Annotated in this window: 15 protein-coding genes; 5 read left to right on the top strand and 10 right to left on the bottom strand. The window is 36.7% G+C overall.

Features of this window, described 5'->3' with window-relative positions:
• Window positions 1–577: 577 nt before the first annotated feature.
• On the bottom strand, window positions 578–1,642 hold the full coding sequence (locus tag QRN68_RS09490; protein WP_285396594.1) for a glycosyltransferase family 4 protein: 1,065 nt from the start codon (window positions 1,640–1,642) through the stop codon (window positions 578–580).
• Between the two features lie 224 nt (window positions 1,643–1,866).
• On the opposite strand from QRN68_RS09490, the gene secA2 reads away from it, so the two are divergent.
• Both secA2 and QRN68_RS09480 read left to right on the top strand, forming a co-directional pair.
• Window positions 1,867–4,227 (top strand): accessory Sec system translocase SecA2, encoded by a 2,361-nt coding sequence (secA2, locus tag QRN68_RS09485; protein ID WP_285396593.1) that lies wholly within the window; start codon window positions 1,867–1,869, stop codon window positions 4,225–4,227.
• Window positions 4,227–5,126 carry an accessory Sec system S-layer assembly protein gene (locus QRN68_RS09480; RefSeq protein WP_285396591.1) on the top strand — a complete coding sequence of 300 codons (900 nt, stop codon included), beginning with the start codon at window positions 4,227–4,229 and terminating at the stop codon, window positions 5,124–5,126. The genes secA2 and QRN68_RS09480 overlap by 1 nt, the downstream gene beginning before the upstream one ends.
• 157 nt (window positions 5,127–5,283) lie before the next feature.
• On the opposite strand, the gene QRN68_RS09475 is transcribed toward QRN68_RS09480, so the two are convergent.
• Together QRN68_RS09475 and QRN68_RS09470 are read right to left on the bottom strand one after the other, a co-directional pair.
• A complete protein-coding gene (locus QRN68_RS09475; RefSeq protein WP_285396590.1) occupies window positions 5,284–5,457 on the bottom strand; it encodes a hypothetical protein in 174 nt (57 codons plus the stop codon).
• A 73-nt stretch (window positions 5,458–5,530) separates the two neighbouring features.
• Window positions 5,531–6,436, bottom strand: coding sequence for a C40 family peptidase (locus QRN68_RS09470; protein ID WP_285396589.1), 906 nt, complete (start codon window positions 6,434–6,436; stop codon window positions 5,531–5,533).
• A 247-nt stretch (window positions 6,437–6,683) separates the two neighbouring features.
• On the opposite strand from QRN68_RS09470, the gene brnQ reads away from it, so the two are divergent.
• Together brnQ and QRN68_RS09460 are read left to right on the top strand one after the other, a co-directional pair.
• Window positions 6,684–8,003: a branched-chain amino acid transport system II carrier protein gene (gene brnQ / locus QRN68_RS09465; RefSeq protein WP_285396587.1), complete on the top strand. Its 1,320-nt coding sequence runs from the start codon at window positions 6,684–6,686 to the stop codon at window positions 8,001–8,003.
• A 285-nt stretch (window positions 8,004–8,288) separates the two neighbouring features.
• Window positions 8,289–9,674, top strand: a complete 1,386-nt coding sequence (locus QRN68_RS09460; protein ID WP_285396585.1) for a S41 family peptidase — start codon at window positions 8,289–8,291, stop codon at window positions 9,672–9,674.
• 72 nt (window positions 9,675–9,746) lie between these two features.
• Here QRN68_RS09460 and QRN68_RS09455 read toward each other — a convergent pair whose 3' ends face one another.
• The 5 genes from QRN68_RS09455 to QRN68_RS09435 all read right to left on the bottom strand — a co-directional run bounded on the left by QRN68_RS09455 (window position 9,747) and on the right by QRN68_RS09435 (window position 17,353).
• Window positions 9,747–10,346 carry a TetR/AcrR family transcriptional regulator gene (locus QRN68_RS09455; RefSeq protein ID WP_285396584.1) on the bottom strand — a complete coding sequence of 200 codons (600 nt, stop codon included), beginning with the start codon at window positions 10,344–10,346 and terminating at the stop codon, window positions 9,747–9,749.
• A gap of 737 nt (window positions 10,347–11,083) precedes the next feature.
• Window positions 11,084–12,610, bottom strand: coding sequence for a murein biosynthesis integral membrane protein MurJ (murJ, locus tag QRN68_RS09450; protein WP_285396583.1), 1,527 nt, complete (start codon window positions 12,608–12,610; stop codon window positions 11,084–11,086).
• A complete protein-coding gene (locus tag QRN68_RS09445) occupies window positions 12,607–13,707 on the bottom strand; it encodes a glycosyltransferase (protein WP_285396582.1) in 1,101 nt (366 codons plus the stop codon). Before QRN68_RS09445 ends, murJ begins: the two co-directional genes overlap by 4 nt.
• Window positions 13,704–14,849, bottom strand: coding sequence for a polysaccharide pyruvyl transferase family protein (locus QRN68_RS09440; protein ID WP_285396581.1), 1,146 nt, complete (start codon window positions 14,847–14,849; stop codon window positions 13,704–13,706). The genes QRN68_RS09445 and QRN68_RS09440 overlap by 4 nt, the downstream gene beginning before the upstream one ends.
• Window positions 14,850–15,088: 239 nt before the next feature.
• Entirely contained in the window at window positions 15,089–17,353 is a 2,265-nt protein-coding gene (locus QRN68_RS09435; RefSeq protein WP_285396579.1) for an S-layer homology domain-containing protein, read from the bottom strand.
• A 236-nt stretch (window positions 17,354–17,589) separates the two neighbouring features.
• Between QRN68_RS09435 and QRN68_RS09430 the strand changes: the two genes are divergently transcribed.
• Window positions 17,590–19,743: an S-layer homology domain-containing protein gene (locus tag QRN68_RS09430; protein ID WP_285396578.1), complete on the top strand. Its 2,154-nt coding sequence runs from the start codon at window positions 17,590–17,592 to the stop codon at window positions 19,741–19,743.
• Window positions 19,744–20,127: 384 nt separating this feature from the next.
• Here QRN68_RS09430 and QRN68_RS09425 read toward each other — a convergent pair whose 3' ends face one another.
• Window positions 20,128–20,280, bottom strand: a complete 153-nt coding sequence (locus tag QRN68_RS09425; protein WP_285396577.1) for a hypothetical protein — start codon at window positions 20,278–20,280, stop codon at window positions 20,128–20,130.
• Window positions 20,281–20,291: 11 nt separating this feature from the next.
• Window positions 20,292–21,572 carry an oligosaccharide repeat unit polymerase gene (locus QRN68_RS09420; protein WP_285396576.1) on the bottom strand — a complete coding sequence of 427 codons (1,281 nt, stop codon included), beginning with the start codon at window positions 21,570–21,572 and terminating at the stop codon, window positions 20,292–20,294.
• Between the last annotated feature and the right edge of the window lie 550 nt (window positions 21,573–22,122).

Here is a 22,122-nt window from a genome sequence, read left to right as displayed (position 1 = left end):
TTCTTCGGCTTACCCGATCACTTTTTCACTCTACCCGAGCGTTCCTTCGACTTACCCGATCACTTCTTCACCCTACCCGAGCGGTTCTTCGACTTACCCGATCACTTTTTAACCCTACCCGAGCGGTTCTTCGGCTTACCCGATCACTTTTTCGCCCTACCCGAGCGGTTCTTCGACTTACCCGATCACTTTTTCACCCTACCCGAGCTTTTCTTCGACTTACCCGATCACTTCTTCACCCAACCCGAGCGGTTCTTCGACTTACCCGATCACTTTTCCACCCTACCTGAGCGTTCCTTCGACTTACCCGATCACTTTTTCACTCTACCCGAGCGTTCCTTCGACTTACCCGATCACTTTTTCACCCCGCCCGAGCGGTTCTTCGACTTACCCGATCACTTTTTCACCCTACCCGAGCAGTTTTCCACCTTACCCGATCACTTTTCCACTCTACCCAAGCACATCTCCAATCTCCCCATGCTAAACTCACATGGATCAAGACTTTCTCCCTCTACTCCCTCTAAACCCCATAAAAAAAAGCAATCACACATTAAAAATGAATGATTACTTTAACATTTTATTTATTAAATATCCGCACAAAATTTAATAGCGGCTTATAGTTTTTACCTGCGAGTCCGATAACTTCAACCAAAATTTCAATGGCAGTTAAAATGACAGCTACGAGTAAAATCGCGCCCCACACTTTTGCCATAGAGAAAATGATAGCTGCTAATCCAAACATGATGGCAATACCATAAATAAGGAGTACTGTTTGACGATGTGTAAAGCCCATATCCAGTAAACGGTGATGTAAGTGTGATTTATCTGGATCAGACCATTTTTTCTTCATACGCACTCGACGAACAATCGCAAAGAATGTATCAGAGATTGGTACACCTAGAATAATAACTGGGATAATAAATGAAACGAACGTTACATTTTTAAATCCAAGTAATGCGAGCACCGATATCATAAAGCCAAGGAATAATGCTCCTGTATCCCCCATAAAGATTTTCGCTGGGTGGAAATTGTAAAATAAAAATCCAAATGTTGCTGCTGCTAAAATGGAAGCCATTGCTAATACAAACATATTGCTCATAATAAATGCCATGACAGCTAATGTCATAAGAGCAATCGTTGAAACACCAGCAGCTAGACCATCTAAGCCATCAATTAAATTAATGGCATTTGTAATACCCACAATCCAAATAATTGTTAAAGGGATACTCAGTAATCCAAAATCTAATTCACCTACGAATGGTAAGTTAACTGTACTAATTTGAATGCCACCTACAAAAATAACGATAAGTGCCGCAACAAGTTGACCGAGCAATTTCGCCTTTGCAGAAATTTCACGCATATCATCAATGACACCTGTCGCTACGATGATACAAGCACCAATTATTATTGCCAGTAAATAATCGCTACCATCTATATTTTTAATCAAAATTGGCTGAAATATAGCCACAGCTATTAAAAACGAAAGGAAAATCGCCAATCCGCCAAGTCTTGGCATAATTCGTGCATGTACTTTTCGATAGTTTGGTGCATCGACAGCACCTATTCTGAACGCTAATCGTTTAACTAGTGGAGTTAACAATATGGAAGCAATGAATGCTGCTATTAAAGACACGTAAAGCATGTCTCTCCTCCTCAACAAATAATCTACATGTAAATCCTAATTGATTATAGCACGAATGCGCGCCGAAATATACTTTTTCTATTTAATTTCCACGATTTCACAAATATTTTTCCCCTTTTTTAATATGGTAGAATGCTGCATGTCAAATGTAGTCACCATTCGTAAAATTTGATAAAATAATGTAGTGTCTAGCATTTAGACAACTTAAAAGGAGCGTAAATTTCATGTTCTCAATTTTTAAACGCAACAATGAGCAAACAAGTGCTCGTCAATTAAAACGCTACTATAAAATAGTAGATCAGATTAATAATCTTGAAGAAAAATATGTCAACAAGTCAGATGAAGAATTAAAAGAAATGACTTTTATTTTCAAGGATCGTTTAGAACAAGGTGAACCAATTATATCAATCATCCCAGACGCATTTGCTGTTGTACGCGAAGCCTCAAAACGTGTATTAGGTATGCGTCATTTTGATGTACAGCTTATCGGTGGTCTTGTTTTAACTGAAGGTAATATTGCAGAAATGCCTACAGGTGAAGGTAAAACGCTTGTCGCTTCTCTCCCTTCCTATGTACGCGCATTGGAAGGTAAAGGTGTTCACGTCATTACGGTTAATGACTACTTAGCTAAGCGTGACTTCGAACTTGTTGGTCAAATTCATCGTTTCCTAGGCTTAACAGTTGGTTTAAATATACCAATGATGGAGCCAGCCGCAAAAAAAGAAGCCTATAATGCTGATATAACATATGGTGTGGGTACTGAGTTCGGTTTTGACTACTTACGTGACAATATGGCACATAGCTTGGCTGATAAAGTACAACGTCCTTATCACTTCGCTATTATCGATGAAGTCGATAGTGTACTTATTGATGAGGCAAAAACACCGCTTATTATCGCTGGGAAAATGGCAGCGAATGATGAACTACATCGCATTGCTTCTATGCTAGCTAGCCGTTTTAAAGAAGAAGAAGATTACGATTTTGATGATGAAACAAAAGCTACTTCTTTAACAGAGAAAGGCATTGAAAAGGTTGAGGCTGCCTTTAATGTTGATAATCTATATGATCTTGAACACCAAACACTGTACCATTATGTTATCCAAGCTGTACGTGCCCATGTAATGTTCAAGCGTGATGTTGATTACATCGTTAAGGATGACAAAATCGAGCTTGTTGATATGTTCACAGGCCGTATTTTAGAAGGTCGTTCACTATCTGATGGCTTACATCAAGCGATTGAAGCAAAAGAAGGTGTCACGATTACTGAAGAAAATAAGGCACAGGCACAGATTACAATTCAGAACTATTTCCGTATGTATCCGAAGCTTTCTGGGATGACGGGTACAGCGAAAACACAGGAAAAAGAAATTCGAGAAGTATACGGTATGGAAGTTATTCAAATTCCAACAAACCGCCCACGTCAACGTGTCGATCAGCCTGATATTATTTTCAGTAAACAAGAAGATAAATATAAGTACGTGGCAGCAGAAGTAAAACGTCGCCACGAAAAGGGACAACCTATCTTAATTGGTACAACGTCAATACTGCAGTCTGAAACGGTTGCCGATTACTTGAAGAAAGAAGGCTTAAAATTCCAATTGTTGAATGCTAAAACAGTCGAGCAAGAGGTTGAACTGATTTCTCAAGCTGGTCAGAAAGGTCGTATTACTGTAGCTACCAATATGGCTGGTCGCGGTACAGATATCGTGTTAGGCGAAGAAGTTCATGCACTTGGAGGCCTATATGTCATCGGTACCGAAAAGCATGAAAGCCGTCGTGTAGATAATCAGCTTCGCGGTCGTTCAGGTCGTCAAGGTGACATAGGTGAAAGCCGCTTCATTCTCTCTATTGAAGATGATATGTTCCGCCGCTATGCAAAAGAAGATGTTGAAAAATTCTCTGCAAAAATGGTTGTAGATGAAGGCATTATTCAAAACAAAGATGTTCAAGAACTCATTAACCGTACACAACGTATTGTTGAAGGCTCTCAATACGGTATGCGTGAATACAACCTAAAATTAGACGATGTTATTAATGACCAACGTACAGTTATTTACGGTCTGCGTGACAAAATTTTAGCTGGTGAAAATTTATTAGAACAATTAAAGCAAATGTTCTATGAAACTGTAGACTTTGCGGTACGTGAAGCCGCTTCTGAAGAATTACCTTCTGTTGAATGGGATTATGATGATATGGAAAGAACCTTAAATAGTCTCTTCCTTTCACCTGTCACAATTGATAGAGAAGTAGGTAAAGTAATCCCTATTTTAGATTCATTGCAAAAACCTGTTGATGAATTAGTAGCAAAGATGGAGAAATTCGCTGAGAATGAACAAGTAGTGAAAGTTATTCCACAAGTAATGCTAAGCTACTTAGATAGTGGCTGGGTGAAACATTTAGAGGCCATGACACACTTAAAAGAAGGAATTGGCTTACGTCATTACCAGCAAGAAGATCCAATGCGAATTTACCAACGTGAAGGACTTGAATTATTCGGGAAGAATTTCCAAGAATTACGTCGTTCTATTATTATAGAAATTACTGGCTTCATGAAAATGATTGAAGCACAAATGGAGGTACAATAATGGGCTTATTTTCATTCTTTAAAAAATCAGACAAGGTTGTTCAAGAAAACACAATTGACTCTAAAGACATATTAGGAAGTGCTACTACGGATACTAGCGATAATCGTGATGTCGTAACGAAGCTATCATTCCACCCTGATTGGGATGTTCCACAGGAGCAAAAATACATTTTTAATTTCCTTGCTAATGAGCTAGAACCATTGAAGCCAAATCAATTATCACTTTCTTCTATTAGTATTGAAGAAGATTTACGCTCTAAAAATTGGCAAGTGCGTGCATTTTTCCGCTCATCATTGCCTCAAGATATCGAGTTAGGTGAAATTGAGCTTTACATCATGGATAAAAACGATGAGCTTGTAGCATCTAAAAAATTCGACTTTGCAGCACTTGGCACGATTCCAGCAGAATGTGCTCGTCCATGGGTATTTGAATTTGAAAAATCAACGATCAAAGTCGATGAAGTACCAGAAGACGGCTGGAAAATTGCATTCAATCTTGTTTCCCTACGCGGTCACCAATTAGAATTAGATCCATCATGGGAAAAACAACTTCCTGCAGCACAAAAAGAGGAGCTTGCAAAAATCGTAAAAACTTTACCTAAGTTAGGTGAAACAGAAGTTAACTTCACTGGCTTGCAAGCAAAATTTGCTGACAATGGTAGTTTAAACGTGTCTATCTTCATTCGTAATGGACATAATAAAGCTATTAATCTTGAACAATTACCACTAGAAATTATTGATGCAACAGGTAAACAAATTGCTAAAGGTTCATTTAAAATGGATCCAATCTTAACTGTACAACCAGACTCAACGAAGCCTTGGACATTCATCTTTCCTGCAGAGCTTGTTGATGCAAAAGATGCCGATCTTTCTCGCTGGACAGCACGCGTAACACAATAATATGAAACTTTAATCAGTGGGGTTTTCTTCATCCCCACTGATTATTTGTTTTCACCAATCGGGCACTTAATTTCCCTACTTTTGTGCTGGGAGTCTCGTACCCGACGCTTCGCTTTCCGTACAGATCAATTACTGCCCGTTAATGCGAGATAAACTATCAAAATCCCTTCTTTTTCATAGCAAGAAGGGATTTTTTCATTTGGAGATTTCTAGCGGTGATATGGAACATTTTATCAGCGATGTTCTCCTTTTTATCAGCGATGTTCTCCTTTTTATCAGCGATGTTCTCCTTTTTATCAGCGGTATTCATCTTTTTATCAGCGATGTCCACCTTCTTATCAGCGATTACTATCTCACTGCATGAAAAAAGCGATTTCTGCGTGTATGCAAAAATCGCTTTACCTTTATTTTATACCGTCGAATCGTTTATAAGATACTAATCTTTGAGACCAGTAGGAGTACGTAACATCTGAAACTTCAACACCATCTGATCCTGAATGGATAAATTTATTATCACCAAGATAAATACCCATATGAGATATTCCATTTTTATACGTATTCTCGAAAAATACTAAATCTCCCGCTACCGGATTATTAACTTGTGTTGTATTACCATTAAAATATCCTTCGCTACTGTCTCTTCCAATTTTCAAACCACCTTGATTAAAGGCATAGTAAATAAAGCCACTGCAATCAAGACCTTCTGGTGTAATACCGCCATAGACATATGGAGTTCCTACCAATGTATTAGCTACTTCTATTGTTTTTTTATAAACAGCTTGTCCATTAGCTGTAGGCTCTTTAGACGTTTCTTTTGATGGTGTTCCTACACCAGAAGGCCCATTTTCACTCTCAGGTATTGTAGCTCCTGGAGATAATTTTAACACCTGTCCAACGTAAATAGTGTCAGTCGTAAGTCCATTCCAATCTTTTATGTCCTTCTGTGTCACATTATATTGCTTAGCAATTTTTGATAATGTATCACCTTTCACTACTGTATGAGAATCAGTTGTAGACTTCGGTGGTGTTGTAGGTGTTGTTGGTTTTGTTGTTGATGGATTTGAAGGTTTTACTGTTTCATTAGTAGATTGTTTTGAAATCTCAAGTTTTTGAGCCACATAAATCATATCATCCTTTAATTTGTTCCAGCTTTTTATATCTTGTACTGTTACTTGATGATTTTGGGCGATTTTAGATAGAGTATCCCCTTTTTGTACGGTATATGTAGCTGCTTCTGCGGTCTGTAGTGCTAAAAATGAAGTAGCTATCGTACTTAAAGCTAGTATTCTCAATTTTTTTGATTTTTTCATACCAAATTGCCTCCGTTCATGCTAGAATATTTCCTTGTGAGTCTATCATACTAGATATCAAAGTAATGAGAAATCGGAAAAACTGACTATTTTTCAAACAAATTATCAATCTTATTAAATACTACAGAATCCGACGAATCACAAAAAGATATTAATTGCAAGATTCGTATTACTATGGTAACATACACATCTGTATTTAAAATTTTTAGAAAGTTTCAGCTTTTCAATTAAAGGAGTTTTAATTTTTATGAAAAACAGTTTGCTTTTCATCAAGGAAAATTTAGCAGTAGGTTTACTATTATTTGCCTTATTTTTAGGTGCTGGAAATATTATCTTTCCTCCATTATTAGGCCAACAAGCTGGTGAGAACATTACGTTAGCAATGATTGGTTTCTTAATAACAGGTGTGGGTTTACCACTCTTAGCAATCGTTGCTGTTGCAAAAGCAGGTGGGGATTTACAATTACTTGCTAATCGTGTAAGCCCTGCTTTTGGTGTAATATTTACATCAATCGTTTATTTAGCCATTGGGCCATTTTTTGCAGTACCTCGTACAGGTTCTGTTTCCTATGAAATAGGGATTGCACCATTTCTACCTGAGTCAATAGCTGATCATTGGGCACCACTGTTCATTACTTCTATATTATTTTTTGCCTTAATATTATACTTAGCTATTAACCCTACAAAGCTTGTCGATCGTGTAGGGAAAATTTTAACACCTGCTTTATTGATCGTTATTTTAATTTTAGCGGTTAAAAGCTTTATTTCTCCAATGGGTGAACCAGGGAGAGCTATGGGAGAATACACTGTATCACCTCTGACTGAAGGCTTTGTTCAAGGCTATTTAACAATGGATGTTCTGAGTGCACTCGTTTTTGGTATCGTTATTTTACAAGCATTGCGTGACATGGGTATGTCAGATACTAAAAAACAAGTCAAAACGACGATTTTCGCCGGAATTGTTGCAGCTATTGGCCTATCATTTGTTTACATCTCTCTTGGCCAAATCGGTAACACTAGTATTGATGCCATTGGTACTTTTGATAATGGCGGTGATATTATTGCAAAATCAGCTAAAGTTCTATTTGGTAATTTTGGAAGCATTATTTTATCCGCTACAATTTTACTAGCGTGTATATCAACTGCTGTAGGATTATTAACTGCCAATGCTACGTATTTCCATAAGTTATTCCCAAAAATATCATATAAAACATTTTTAATAGTTTTCACAATTTTTAGTGCTGCTATTACGAACGTAGGTCTTTCTACAATTATTAGTGCATCACTGCCTGTACTATTAATTATCTATCCGCTAGCAATGGTGTTAATGGTACTGTCGCTTGTCGATCATTTCTTTAAAGGTGGACAAATCGTTTACATTTTAGCTTTAATTCCAACATTCTGTGTTAGTCTATATGATGGTTTAAAGGAAATGAAAATTAGAATTACACCATATGAGAATATTTTAAATGCTTTACCATTATACGAGCAAAGTCTGGGATGGCTTGTACCTGCAATTATCGGCGCACTTATCGGCTTTATCATTCATAAGCTTACAAAAAGGTAAAAGAGATTTTTTAAAATTTCTACACAGGTCCATCGCTATATCATGGGGGATTTCTGTTCGGTATACGTTTTACAAATGTCATCACAACTTTTGGTGATAAGCCATTTATTAGTTAATTAGAATCTGCTTGCTTTTTGCTAGTAAGTCTCTGTCTACGAATCTTGCATAGACTTACTATTTCGCAAAAGGCTTGCAGATTCTTTTTTTCAGTAAATTCTCTCTTTCCCTATTCGCGGTTATATGGTAATTCATGTATAATAAAAGTAATCAGAAAAGAGGTGTCCTATGAAAAAAATATTGTGGTCTTTCGTATTTATTCTAAGCTTCTTCATCTTCCCATTTGCGAACGCATCTGCTGCAAGCAATGAACAACAGCTTGTAAAAGAGATCAAGGCAATTATTGAGGGAAATTATGTTGGGACTATCAATGGGAATTTGCAAAACGCCAAAACAATTCCAGAAATCATTGATATGCTAGACCCTTATTCCACATATTTCACAAAAGAGGAATTTGAGGAATTTATCAATAGCATCAATCTATCAACAATTGGTATTGGTGTAGTCATCGAAGAACATGAAGATGGCATTCATATTTTACGAGTATTTGAGAATAGTGGTGCAGCTAAAGCCGGTATCGTGGCTGGAGACATTATTACTGCCATTAACGGGCAATCAGTTGTAGGAGGCTCCATACAAGAAACCTCGTCCTTATTAGTCGGTGATGAGGGTACTAAACTAGAAGTGACACTCAAACATGAAAATGGTAAAACTTCTACTAAAACAATTACACGAAAAAAATTCACATTACCGAATGTGGAATCTAAATTACTATTTGGAAATGTTGGCTATATTGCCATGTCATCCTTCTCAGAAGACGGTGCAAAGCTTGTTAAGGACGCGCTTATTGAATTAAAACAGCGTGGTGCAACTTCCTTTATATTAGATTTACAAAACAATGGTGGCGGCTATGTGGCAACGGCTGAGGAAATGACGGGGCTCTTCCCAAAAGCAAAAATTGCCTATTTACTGGAAGAAGCACATGCCTCTTATAAAGTACGTGCAGCCCATCAAAACGAAAAATTCCCAGCTAATACACGCATTCTAGTAAATCGCTATAGTGCTAGCGCGTCTGAAATGTTATCAGCATCATTACAAGATCAGCAATCTGCTATTTTATATGGAGAAACTACATATGGAAAAGGCGCTATGCAAGGCTTTTTTGAATTGAGTGATGGTAGCTATTTAAAACTTACAGTAGGTAAATTTACAGGTCCTTCAGGGAAAACAATTAATGAAGTTGGGGTAAAACCAAATATCCAAACAAAGACTCCTCCTATTTTCCAGGCCCATTACGATGCAATAAAAGAACAATATCCAAATTATAAAGAGCTAGCAAGCTTAAAAAATGTAGCACCATCTAAAACATTTACAGTGAAATTCTCACAAGCACTTTCTTCGCAAATTGCTGAAGGCAGTGTACAGCTCGTCGCTTTAGGTGGTAACGAGGTACCAATTACTACAAAAGTTGAGGGTCAATCATTACTTGTTACCCCATCAAAACCATTAAATCCTGAGCAAGAATATATGCTTCTTGTTCATCCATCTGTTCAAAAAGAAACAGATAAAAAGCTTCAAAAAGGCAGTTATCTTCATATTACAGTGAAGAAATAAAAAAATCCCTCTCACCATTTTAGTGGTGAGGGGAATTTTTTTGCCCGATTAGTGAAGAGAAAACCTCATTGATTAAAGATTCACTTTATTTTCTCTTAAAAAATATAAATGAACTAAGTCTCTTGCTAGCTCGCAAGGAAGTCTTTTTTGTTCAAGTAAATTTGTTAATATTAAACGCTCCAAGGATCCTACAAAACTATCTACAACTACGTTAATTTCGACACGATACGATTGTAATACATCATCACAATCATGGAGGTGTATAAGGTAAATTAACTGCTGTGTAAGCTGAGATTTAACTAAAAATGACTGTTCAGATTCAAATAATCCAATTTTCGTTAATTTCGGATTTTCAATTATGTAGACGAACAACATTTGTATTTTTTGCTTCAGCATTGTCACAAAGCCTTCTAATCCCTTTACAACTTCTTCTGCTTGTTTACTCATGATCTCATCAAATCCACGCTGAAATCGTCTATTCAGATCGTTATAAAGAGAGTCCTTACTTTCAAAATATAAATAAAACGTTGGCTGTGTTACATTGGCAGCTTTTACAATGTCACTAATTTTTGTATTATGATAACCTTTTTCAGAAAATAGCTCTACTGCTTTTTCAAGCAATAATTGTTTACTTCGTTCACCATTTGAATTAATCTTCCTACCTCTTGTCATACTTTCCACCTTATCTTAGATTGTAGTTCCTTCAAGTATTATTAATACTAATTAATTCCAAATTATCTATATGTCCGGCTCATCACCATAACGTGTGGTTGATTTCCGTTCCACCTGGGCTCATTCACAATTTTTGGTGATGATCCTAAGTGATGCCAAAATAATCCATTTTTTCATCCACCAGAGGCTTTAACTTATTACCACCTGTAGAAGGGGAAATGAATGCTGAAATAAGTTAAAAAATACCACGCTATCTGAATAAAATTATTATAATACAGCCCCTATTTTTTTACTATAAAATATTATGAATATGACATTTTTTTTGCAACAAGTACTTATATTGTCTAACTAATCCGAATTTTAATCCCTTACTTAAAAATAAAGTGAAACTTTAATCAGTGGGCCACACTAATTATTAGTCTTCACCAATCGGGCTTTTATGGGCAGTTAATCTCACACCTTGAAGTGGAAGCCTTGTACCTGACACTTCGCTTTTGGTACTGATAAAGTTACTGCCCGTTATTGCGGAGAAAAGACCTCCGTTCCGACTGAATGCTACTGATGAGCCGCTTCACTTCGCTCCAGGGCCTCACCTGTGACGATTTAAGGGGTCATCCAGACTTACTCCAATCAACATACCATACGTCTAAAAAATGCCATCCCTGACTTTCCTGGAATAACCCAGTTAAATACAAAAAGGGTATCAAAGAATTTCTTCTAAGATACCCACTTTTTTGCTATTGTTTTAAAAGTTTTCTTTTTAGTTTATCACTAAATTCTTTTACTTCCTTCACTCCAAATAATAAATAGGAGCCTGCAAGCACAGCACTAAAAATAACAAGACCTACAATGAAAGTTACCCACTTGTTATCAAATACTAAATACTCGCTTGAAAAGTACATAACAATCGTGATAACGATCAATGGTGGCAATGCTCTGAAAAATTGTAGCTCTTTGCTGAAAATACCCATTTTCAGATCATATTTAATACTTGCATACACTACAAGCATGATAAAGTTCACAATGGAACTTATTAAAGTCCCCCATGCAATTGAAACTACTCCAGTTGAATCTACCATTAAGAAAATAACTGCAATATTTACTGCAAATACATTTAGTAAACTAAATATTACAGGTGCCATTGAGTCACCTTTTGCATAGTAAAAGCGTGTAATGTATCCGTTTGCTGCAAGGAAATACATAGAAAGTACGAAGACAGCAAGTACTGGCGCTGTTGCAGCCGTTGCCTTCGGAGTAAAATTGTTATATTCGTAAACAACTTGAATTAGACTAGTCGAATAAAAATACGAGAAAATTGTCACCGGAGCAAGTAATAGTAACAAGTAATGTAATCCCTTTGAATACAAGCTTTTTATAGAAGCATGGTCATTATCAGCTTCCTTTTGACTTAAGATTGGATAAATAACTGTCGTTACTGCCGTAATTAATATAGCTTGTGGGAATTGCATCAACTTAGAAGCATAGTTAACAGATGATACTGCTCCTTCTAATGATAATAGCCCTGCTATATAGCGCTGTAGTAGTGCATAAAGTTGAACCGTTGCACCGCCAAGCATAATAGGTACAACCATTATCCACAACTCTTTTGTTGATACATTTTGTTTAAAAGACAATCCTACCTTAAACGAATCTAATTTACGGTAACCGATAACTAAGAAATACACCATTAGTATTGCGCTCACAAATGCGCTAATACCATATCCAATGGGACCGATAGTTTCCGATAATACAACTGCGATCAGTAAGAAAATTGCATTGTAAATTAAAATGGCAAAGCTCGATAAATGAAATTTTTGATTTACATTTAGTAAACCACTATACCAAGAAGATAACACAAGAAATATAGATGATGGCATCATCCACAAATAAAGATTTCTTGTTAAAGCCACTTCTTCCTCGCTAACAATCTTATCCGTTTTAAAGCTATCTAAAATTGGATCAGCAAAGACCATCCCAATCAATGTCATTAGTGTCGCTGTCACAGCAACTATTGTAAACGACTGCTTTACGAATAGTCCTTTGTCGGTTGATTCTCGGTTATAAATTGAAATAAAAACAGTTGTAAATGCTCCTCCAACTACTAAATATAAAAAGTTTGGAATCATATACGCAGTAAAAATACTGTCGGAAGTATGGCCAGTACCAAATTGGTATCCGATAATCATTTCACGTAAAAATCCGAAAACACGGGCCACGACATTAATAATCGCAACTGCCCCAATTAATTTTATAAATTTATTCATAAGCCATCCCTACCTTCGACGGCCGACTTATAAATCGCTATACAGCGTGCTGTTATATTTTTTTCATCGTGAATGGCTAATACTTTGTCGACCGCTTCACGATTCATATATTGATCTTTTGGCGTGTTCACTGCACGCAGCATCTCCTCGGATAAAACCATAGCGTTTTCGGGCTCCACTAAATGCCCTGCGCCTTCTCCAAGCAAAGATACAAGTCCACCTACATTCGAAGCAATAACAGGTGTATCTGTTGCTAAAGCCTCTAATGCCACTAACCCAAATCCTTCTAAATGGGATGGTAATACAAAGACATCACTTGCTTGGAACCACTTCACTAGTTCTTGTTGTTTTAGTGGATCTATAAATTTGACGTCTTCACTGATTAATGGTTGCAAGGATTGGAAAAATGCTTGGTCTCTTCTAGAACCAACAAGAATTAACTCTAAAGGCCGAGATACTTTTGTTTTTAGCATTTGGAAAGCTTGTAACAGCTCCTCAACGCCTTTTTGCTTAATAACATTTCCTACAAATAAAAATCTGAATGGCTCAGAAGCTAATTGCAGTTCTTTGCACACTGCTGCTTGACTTCCTTTTGTGAAAACCTCACGATTCACACCCATACTAACGATAGAGATTTTACCTTTTTCAATCCCAAAATCTTGTTCAATTTGTTGAGCTAAGACAGGACCTACTGCGATAACATGTTCACTTTCACGTAAAATACTAGCTGTCCAATTGCGAATTCTTGTACTCTTTTTCGCCATACGCTCAATATCGCCACCATGTGCTGTAACGATAAAAGGTAAACCAAACATTTTCTTTAATAGCAACGACAGCATACCAGATGGGAACACATAATGTGCATGTGTGACATCAATAGACTTTTTGTTTTTTAAGCCTTTCATCAATGTCGATAAGCCCCATTTTGTATATTTCATAATGGTGTTTTTCTTACCTGTCGCCGGATTTGTATTTACTGATATATCTACGTCTAGTCCTGCTTTTTCAAGTGCAGTGACTTGGTTTTTCACAAAAATACCGAATGATAAATGATCAGATGTTGGATACATATTACTAATGACGAGTACTTTTTTCATAGACGTGTCACTGCCTTTTTCATTAATTCCTGACCGTGCATGGCCTCTTTATGAATATGGGTAGCAATTTGTTTCGTCTCTGCAATTGACTGCTCCCAATTGCTACTTAGTTTGCCAACTAATGTGGATAGAGCCTTCTCATCATCCTCTATATCCTGCATTTGCAAGCAACGATCTGATGCGCCTACAAAGGACATAAAATCCTGTACTTTTGTATGATAGGATATCGCAATTATCGGAGTTTCCGAATTGGTTGCCAAAATAAGCGAGTGTAGACGTGTACCGATAATAATATCCTGCTCCTCAGTCACCTCAAGTAATCGCTCCGGCACCAAATTCTCTTCAATAATTTCTGTATGTTCACGTCGCTGCATTTTTCTCTGAATATCCTTCGTCACAGTAACGTCCTGCGGGAATTTAGTAGCAAAAAACGTAACTTCTACATTATGCTCAGAAATTACATAATCTAAATTTTTCGCCATGCCTGTAATGTACGCATCATATTTTTCAACATTTCCCTCTGGCCAATAGTTTGCATTATAGTAGGGAACTGCTGAGACACCTATTTTAATTGGTTTTTTGGCGTAATTTTGGCGATCCCCTTTTAATGTAAATGCAGGATCACCAATAACTTCTATTGACTTTTTTACCCCAATACTTCGCAAAAGCTCTTTAGACTGAGGGTCACGTACAGAAATACTTGCTGCATAACGACACATCGCGCGAATACTGATTTTTCCTGAAATCGTATCGAGTGGTCCAGCGCCACATCCGTAAATAATGTAGGGAACATTACTTTGTTTTGCCATCATTGCATACGCTCCATACAGGTGAGCCTCACGTTTATAGAAATCCATTAAAATACCACCACCACCAATAATGAGGAGGTCAAATGTGGATACATATTGTTTATTGTTTTTATAAGTATGGATAAACGTTTTAAATAAATTACTCTTTCTGTAATACAACGGATAGCTGTGTACCCCATAACGTTCGGATGTTTGTTGTGTGTTATTACTAAAAACGGTAATGTCATCACTAGTTACCGAAAATGTTTGTTTTACTTGTTGAAGAATGCCGTATAATATTGATTCATCACCATTATTATCATTGCCGTAATTCCCCACAATGCCTATTTTCATTAAAAAACATCCTTTTACTTTTTAATACTGAGATTATACCATAATTGTAGATTTTCTTTCTTTTTAAAAATAGTAAAAAAAAAGTGAGCTTTAAAAGGTAATATAGTTCTTGCAATATGGTAAAAAATCAACTAGATTTCTATCTACTACGACTCCCTTTGATTTAAAAACAAAAATAGCAAACTAGGTATAACTACTAGTTTGCTATTAAATGCAAAGCCTTTCTTTAATGACTACTGTTATTGATGGATTGCTCTATAAAGGAATAATCCAAAATGAGCGCGACTAATCGCTTCATTTGGTCTAAAAGTGTTATCACCATAGCCAGTAGTTATATCATTTGCAGCTAGTTGCTGAACATATGGGTATGCCCAATGATCCTTCGATACATCTTTAAAGTTAATGTTACTTGTTCCTTCTAGATCATAAGCTAATGCTACAACCTTCGCCATTTGTGCACGCGTTAAAGTACCATTTGGATCAAAGGTATTACCGCCTTTACCACTCATAATACCAGCCTCAACTACAGCTGCGATTTGTTTATAATAAACGTGATTCGCAGGAATATCCTTAAAGCCTGGATTTTTTACGTTTGATGTATCTAAACCAAGTGCGCGACTAATAATAACTGCCGCATGTGCACGTGTAAGTTTATCATTCGGTCTAAATGTGCCATCTGCTTGACCTGTAATAATATTATTTTTTGTTAAATACTCAATTTCTTTATAGTACACATAATTATTTGGAATATCTTTAAACAATCCAGCAGCTGCTACAGTCACCGGAGCCTTTACACTTTTTGTTCCTAAAGTCGCAACTACATTACCAGTAGCACCTGGATTTTTGGCTGTAAACTTACCGTCATTAGTAATGGTACCGATATTTCCTTCTACAGACCATTTCACTTGTGATGGATTGTAAACTAGAGGTTTACCACCGTCATCCTTTGCATCCATAGTAAATTTGACAGTTTCGCCAGAATTCACTGTTTTTGATGTTGGTGCAATGTTCATTGCTGCCGGAGCATCTACTACTTTCACTTGGAATGATTGAACAGCAGTGCCATCATGGTTGATGAAAATACGATCATTGCCGGCTTTCGTTGCAGTATAGCTTAAGCCGTTAACGTTTAAAGTATTATTCTCAGATGTTAACGATAAATGACCATCAAGTGGAAGTGCATTATAATTTTCATCTAAAACATATTTTACTGCTATACTAGACGAAGCACCTTCTAAAAGAGTTGCATTGCTTGTACTATTTTTATAGTCAATATATCTTCCTTTACCTGTTGGTGCCGTACTAACAGCTTGTAATGTTGCGGACACAAGACGTTGTGTGTTTCCTGAATTGGATGGTATGTTCGCTAATACGACATTATTATTACCGTAATTTCGAATACCCATTGTTGTTGAGCCGCCACCGTCTAAGTTAATTGCTCGTTCAACACCGAGCGACACTAAATAGTTAGCGAGTTGAACCATATTCATCCCTGCGCTATGTTTCTGTTTCCCATCAACCGTTATAAAGTGTACTTTTTTCCCATTATTACTTGTCGCTACAACAGTACGAGGTACAACCGCTCTTCCACGCTGACTAGATGTGCTCATCATAATGTAAGGTTTATTGTCCTTTACTAAATACGGACCACTCGCCATGATAAATTGTGCATCCTGCCACTGCTTATCAATTGAGAAGTTAACACTCAGCTCATCTCCAAGTGCAATTTGACTTAGCTTACTGTGCCAATCTCCACCTTGTAAAGAAACGACAAAGCCAGTTGGAGGAATGGATATTTTTTCTTTTGATCCATATGGTGTAATTTTTGTCACCTTTCCTGTTAACGTTTGACCAAATTTGTTTTCAGTAATTGGAGAACCTGTATCTACTACGATTTCAAAACCGTATTCATTTGTATTTGTTGTTTTACTATAAAATTGTGGTGTGTAAACAATCGATTCATAAATATTACGTGCACGGTTCATTCCTGACATGTCATAATTTGTGCCTTTATGAGAAAGTGTTACATCAAAATCAAAATAGTCAATGACACCACTGCCATCTGCTGAAATCCCAAAAGCTGTAGGGACATTCATATATTGATCGGAGCCGTTTGAAACTGCACCACCGTTAAAAATAACATTATTTTTAGCTAATAAAAATAATGGGAAACCTTCAGACATATCGAAGAAACTTGCATTAATAGCACCAACTACACGATTCCCCTCACGTGAATTACGATTAGCATTTGCTACTGTCGATTCTCTGCCATTGACTGTTGCAGGCATACCTAATTGTACTTCCGTATCTGGTTTATCTAAATCAATCTCAATATGATTTATAGAATTTGTATAGGTATCTTTGTATGTATATTGTTTATACTGTATACCTTTCGATAATGGATAATCCTTCTTGACCGTTTGAGCTGCATAAGCATTTAACGGACTAACAACCATTGACAATAATACAACTAAAACTAGTAAATTCTTTGCTATTTTTTTCATTTTTTTGCGCTCCTAAGTAATATAGAGCCCTCAACTCTCCCTTCATATGTTTTACTTCTATTACATTAGCAAAAATATGCCAAAATAGCTATGGAACATTTAAGCTATTTTCCAGTTTCATAGTAATTGTTAAGAAAACTATTCATATAGTCTCATTTTATGATTTTTCTAGCGTTTACCTTTATCGTGACCCTATAACTTTGTTAAAATAGTGTAGAAGTTTAGGAGGGTAAAATATGAAAAAACTATCAATCATTGCTTTGCTCATGACTGTCGTCGGCATGCTTTTTTGGCAACCCCAACTAGCATCTGCTGCTGATGAACTTTCAGGGCATTCCCATGAACAGGGTCTTCGCTATTTAATTTCAAAAAATGCATTAGTAAAAGATGCAAAAGGAAGTTATCGTCCAAATGCTAATGTGACTCGCGGAGAATTCGCTTCTTATTTAGCAAAGGCCATGAATCTTCAAGAATCAAGCAACATAGTCTTTAAAGATGTCCCAGCAACACATTTGTACGCAAAAGATATTAAGCTTGCTGCTTCTGCTGGGATTATTACTGGCTACGGCGATGGTACATTTAAGCCTAATGCCGCTATTTCAAGGCAGCATATGGCAATTATGCTAGAAAGAGCGATTGATTATTTAAAAATCCCTAAAGGTACTCCTACAATTACCTTTAAGGATAATGCATCTATTATTAAAGACTACCGCCAAGCAGTAGCTGTAGGTGCCCAATTAGGAATCATTCAAGGCTCTGGTGGTAACTTTATGCCTACCAAAAATGCAACTATTGGACAAGCTGCTACATTTGTTCACCGCTTAATGACACTTGCTGATGATTCAAATACCGGTAATTCGAACGGCGGTAATTCAAACAGCGGCAATACGAACGGTGGCACTTCGAACGGTGGTAATTCAAATGCTGGCAATTCGAACAGTGGTAATTCAAACGCTGGCAATTCTAACGGTGGTAGTACAAACGGCGGTAATTCAAACGCTGGCGATTCTAACAACGGAAGTACAAACGGCGGCACTTCGAACACTGGCGATCCAAACTCTGGCAATTCAAACGGCGGCACTTCGAACACTGACGATCCAAATGCTAACTCCTCTAAATACGTTATTAAGGAAATTTCAAACGGCACACTAGTTGGCAATCAAGGATTCGCTACCTTTGCAGATGCTGAAAAGGCCATGACAAAAAATACACAGGTTATTGTTCAAAATGATAAAATTGTGAAAATGTCTTCAGGCTATGTAGTGACAAATAATTATGTAGCACTAAAATCTGAAACAATTAATGACTCGATTGCTGTTGCAGGTAATACAGAGATGGAATACCTTAGCAGTGATGAAACACAAGTAAAAGTACGTTTAGCTGGTCAAGTTGGTTACTTAAAACAGGCTGATGTTACATTAATCCCATTTGCAATGAGCAAAGGTCGCTCTTACTATACAAATGAGAATGGTGAAATTAAACACACGCTCTACGATTACAAAACAAATAAATATTCTTCTAGCTATGTGTACGGAAAAGCACCTTCTTTCATGAAGCCAGGTGAAAAATACTATAGCTGGAACGGCATCACTTTCACAAATGGAGATGGATCTTCTAAAGGTGACGCGTATAACTACTATCAATTTTTACCTGCTCGTGCAACAACACACTATACTGCAGAAGAAATTGACGCTTATATTATGCAGAAGTTAGCTGAGATGGAAAGTACGGGGATTGCTCTTTATAAAGATGCAACAAAGAAAAGTAAATTAATAGGTTTAGGCAAAACATTAAAAGAAGTAGAAGCAAAATCGCAAATTAATGCCATGCTTATTTTATCACTTGCACAGCATGAAAGTGCTTATGGTATGAGTCCAAATGCACAAAACTTAAATAACTTATTTGGTTTGTATGAGTATGATACTAATCCACTAAAGAAAAAGTTTGATAGTATTGCTGCCAATATCAATGAGCTTGTTGATAAGTTTTTACAGCCAAACTATATCACGCCAGGTGGTTCACCAGGCAGAAACTTTGCCAACGGCGCTGTAGTTGGTTCAAAAGCTCTTGGCTTTAACGTAAAATACGCTTCTGACCCATACTGGGGTGCAAAAATTGCAGGACATTACTACCGTGCTGAAAAAGCGTTAGGCTTCAAGGATGCTAATAATCCATACACAATTGGCTTAACAACTACACACGGCTTAAATGTTCGTACAGGCGCATCTACTGGCGATACTCCACTATTCACTTATGCACGTAGCGGGATGCCTGTTATCATCACAAACTCAGCTACAAACGGCTGGTATGAGGTTCTTTCTGATAAGCTGCATACAGGAACAGCTTTTGTTAGCAAAGACTATGTACAAGTGATCAATACTGTAAAATAAATAAGAAGTCGTCCTATCATTAGGGCGGCTTTTTTCTGTGAAGGCGGCTCTAAAATATTGTTTTGGAGGTAAATGCTCAACACTCCTGCTGAAGAACTACGCGTTGTGCCTGTAGAAACAGAGGCGGCGGATAGATGAGCTGATGTGACGGATTGCACCATCGAACTGATGGATAGAAGATCTGATATTACGGATAGAACGCCCCATATACAAAAAGAGAGGCTGGGGCAAAATCTCACTTTTCTGCAGCGAAAGTGGAGCGGAGCGCAACGGCAGCGACAAAATCTTTAATGAGCTGCACTTTTGAGATTTGCCGAGAACTTTTGATCGTTTATCGACCAACTTTTTTGATTTATCACCCAACTATTTTAATTTATCACCCAACTATTTTAATTTATCACCCAACTTTTGAAAAATATCGACATCTACCTTCATGGCGACGGATTGCACCATCGAACTGACGGATAGATGAACCGATGCGACGGATAGAACGCCCATATACAAAAAAAGAGATGCCTCAGCTGACCATTGAGACATCTCTACTATTGTTAATATGAAGTTTTTTTATTGTCCGTTTTTATAACCGCCGAGGCTAGGACAACAAAGCCAAGCATTAAAATAAATATTAAATCAAGTAAGCCTGTATGCATAGACACTGTGAATAGTGTAATGACAAACGCATAGGCTACTGAGTGGAAGCTACGAATACCGCCTTGCTTCACTTTATTATAAATTAATGAGATTAATACACCATATAAGAAGAAGCCGATTCCTACAAGTAAATAACCGCCATCTAAGAATAACTGACCGATGAACGTTGGTGTTGTTGTTCTATTAGGGCGTGTAATATATTTACCTTCATCTACACTTAGAGAGTTTACAACTTCTGTTACTTTCATACGAGGGGACACTTGTTCACCTGGTAAAATTGTATTCAAGATACCAGCATGAAGTTCACCATGTAGGTAGCCTTCCTCTTGCGTATATTCAATAATTTTACTTAAAACAATATGACCTGTAACACTCTCACCATTCAATGAACGAATCCATTTTGGCGTTAAATTAACTTGTTGCTCTACTGTTAACAGTTTTTCCTTTTCTGTTTCAGTTAATTCTACATCTGGTTGATCACGGTTATTAAATTCCTTCGTTGTATCCTCTGATACGACACGTAGGAAACCAAACATTGAGAAAGCTACTCCGATCACAAACAAAGCAGAAAGGAACCATGTTAATTTCACACGCTTTACAACATAATGGAAAATAATAATACCAGTAAATAACATAATAATTAATGGTGTACGGTAACCCATTAATAAGAATAAGAACATAACAGCCGCATAAATGGAACCGTATACTAATACTTTCTTCCATGTCATATGCTTTTCTAAAATCATTTTATATGATAATAACAATAAAACTCCAAACCATAATAATTGGGCAAAGAAGTTTAATTTTGGATCAAGGTTACGTCGATTCGATTCATCAGAAATCCCAAATCCTCCGCCAAAAATCATTAATAAATATGAAGTTAAACCAATTAAAGTTAAAATTACAATAAAATGAACAACATATTTCCCTAAGAAGGATAACCCGAATGATGGGATTGTCCATTGTAATTTATCAATGATGTACACACCGATGTAATAGCAAGCAAGTGCTAAAAATACCGCTGGCCAAATTGACACACGTACATTAAATAATTCAAATCGATGGAAATCGAATAGACTTGTAAAGAAATAGAGCACTAATATAAAAGGTAAAAAGAAATACGGTGAAAACGTATCAATCTTATTGACCTTTGCTAAAGTTTGTTTCAGTTTATTCATAAATGTCATACATCTAAGTAGATGTGATTGCCCTCCTCTATCGCGAATCATAGTTGTTTTATTTTTCATTTCTTATACAAAACAAAAGTTATTATATCATAAATACATGTAGACTTATAGAAAGGAATGAATCGATTTAATATAAAATTATGCAATAATTTCTCATTTTGGATAATTAATGGCTCAAATTATAATGTGTGGTTGATTTCCGTTCCGACTGAGCACTTTCCTGGGGGCGTCCGATAAGCCGCAAGGAGTCGCTCAGCCTCCACTACAATCAACTTGAAATAAATGGGATAAGTTTTATCAAATATCATCCCTAATATATATCATCGATTAATTTCCAGTCTGTCTCCTCTCTTCCAAAAGACATTATATGATTTAGCTCGAATCAACAGAATTTTAGCCCCACTTTATCGACAATTCTTTTCATCAAATGTCATAAAAAATCCCAACTAAAGAACCAATTTTTAATGATTTAACCATTATTTAGGTGTAATATAAGTAATGTAGTGCAATTTTTAATGAAAAATTATAGAACTAAGGATGT

The sequence above is a fragment of the Lysinibacillus sp. fls2-241-R2A-57 genome (genome assembly GCF_030209535.1).
Lineage (GTDB): Bacteria > Bacillota > Bacilli > Bacillales_A > Planococcaceae > Lysinibacillus.
The sequence above is the reverse complement of the archived record's forward strand: the minus strand, read 5'-3'. Positions and strand labels throughout refer to the sequence as shown.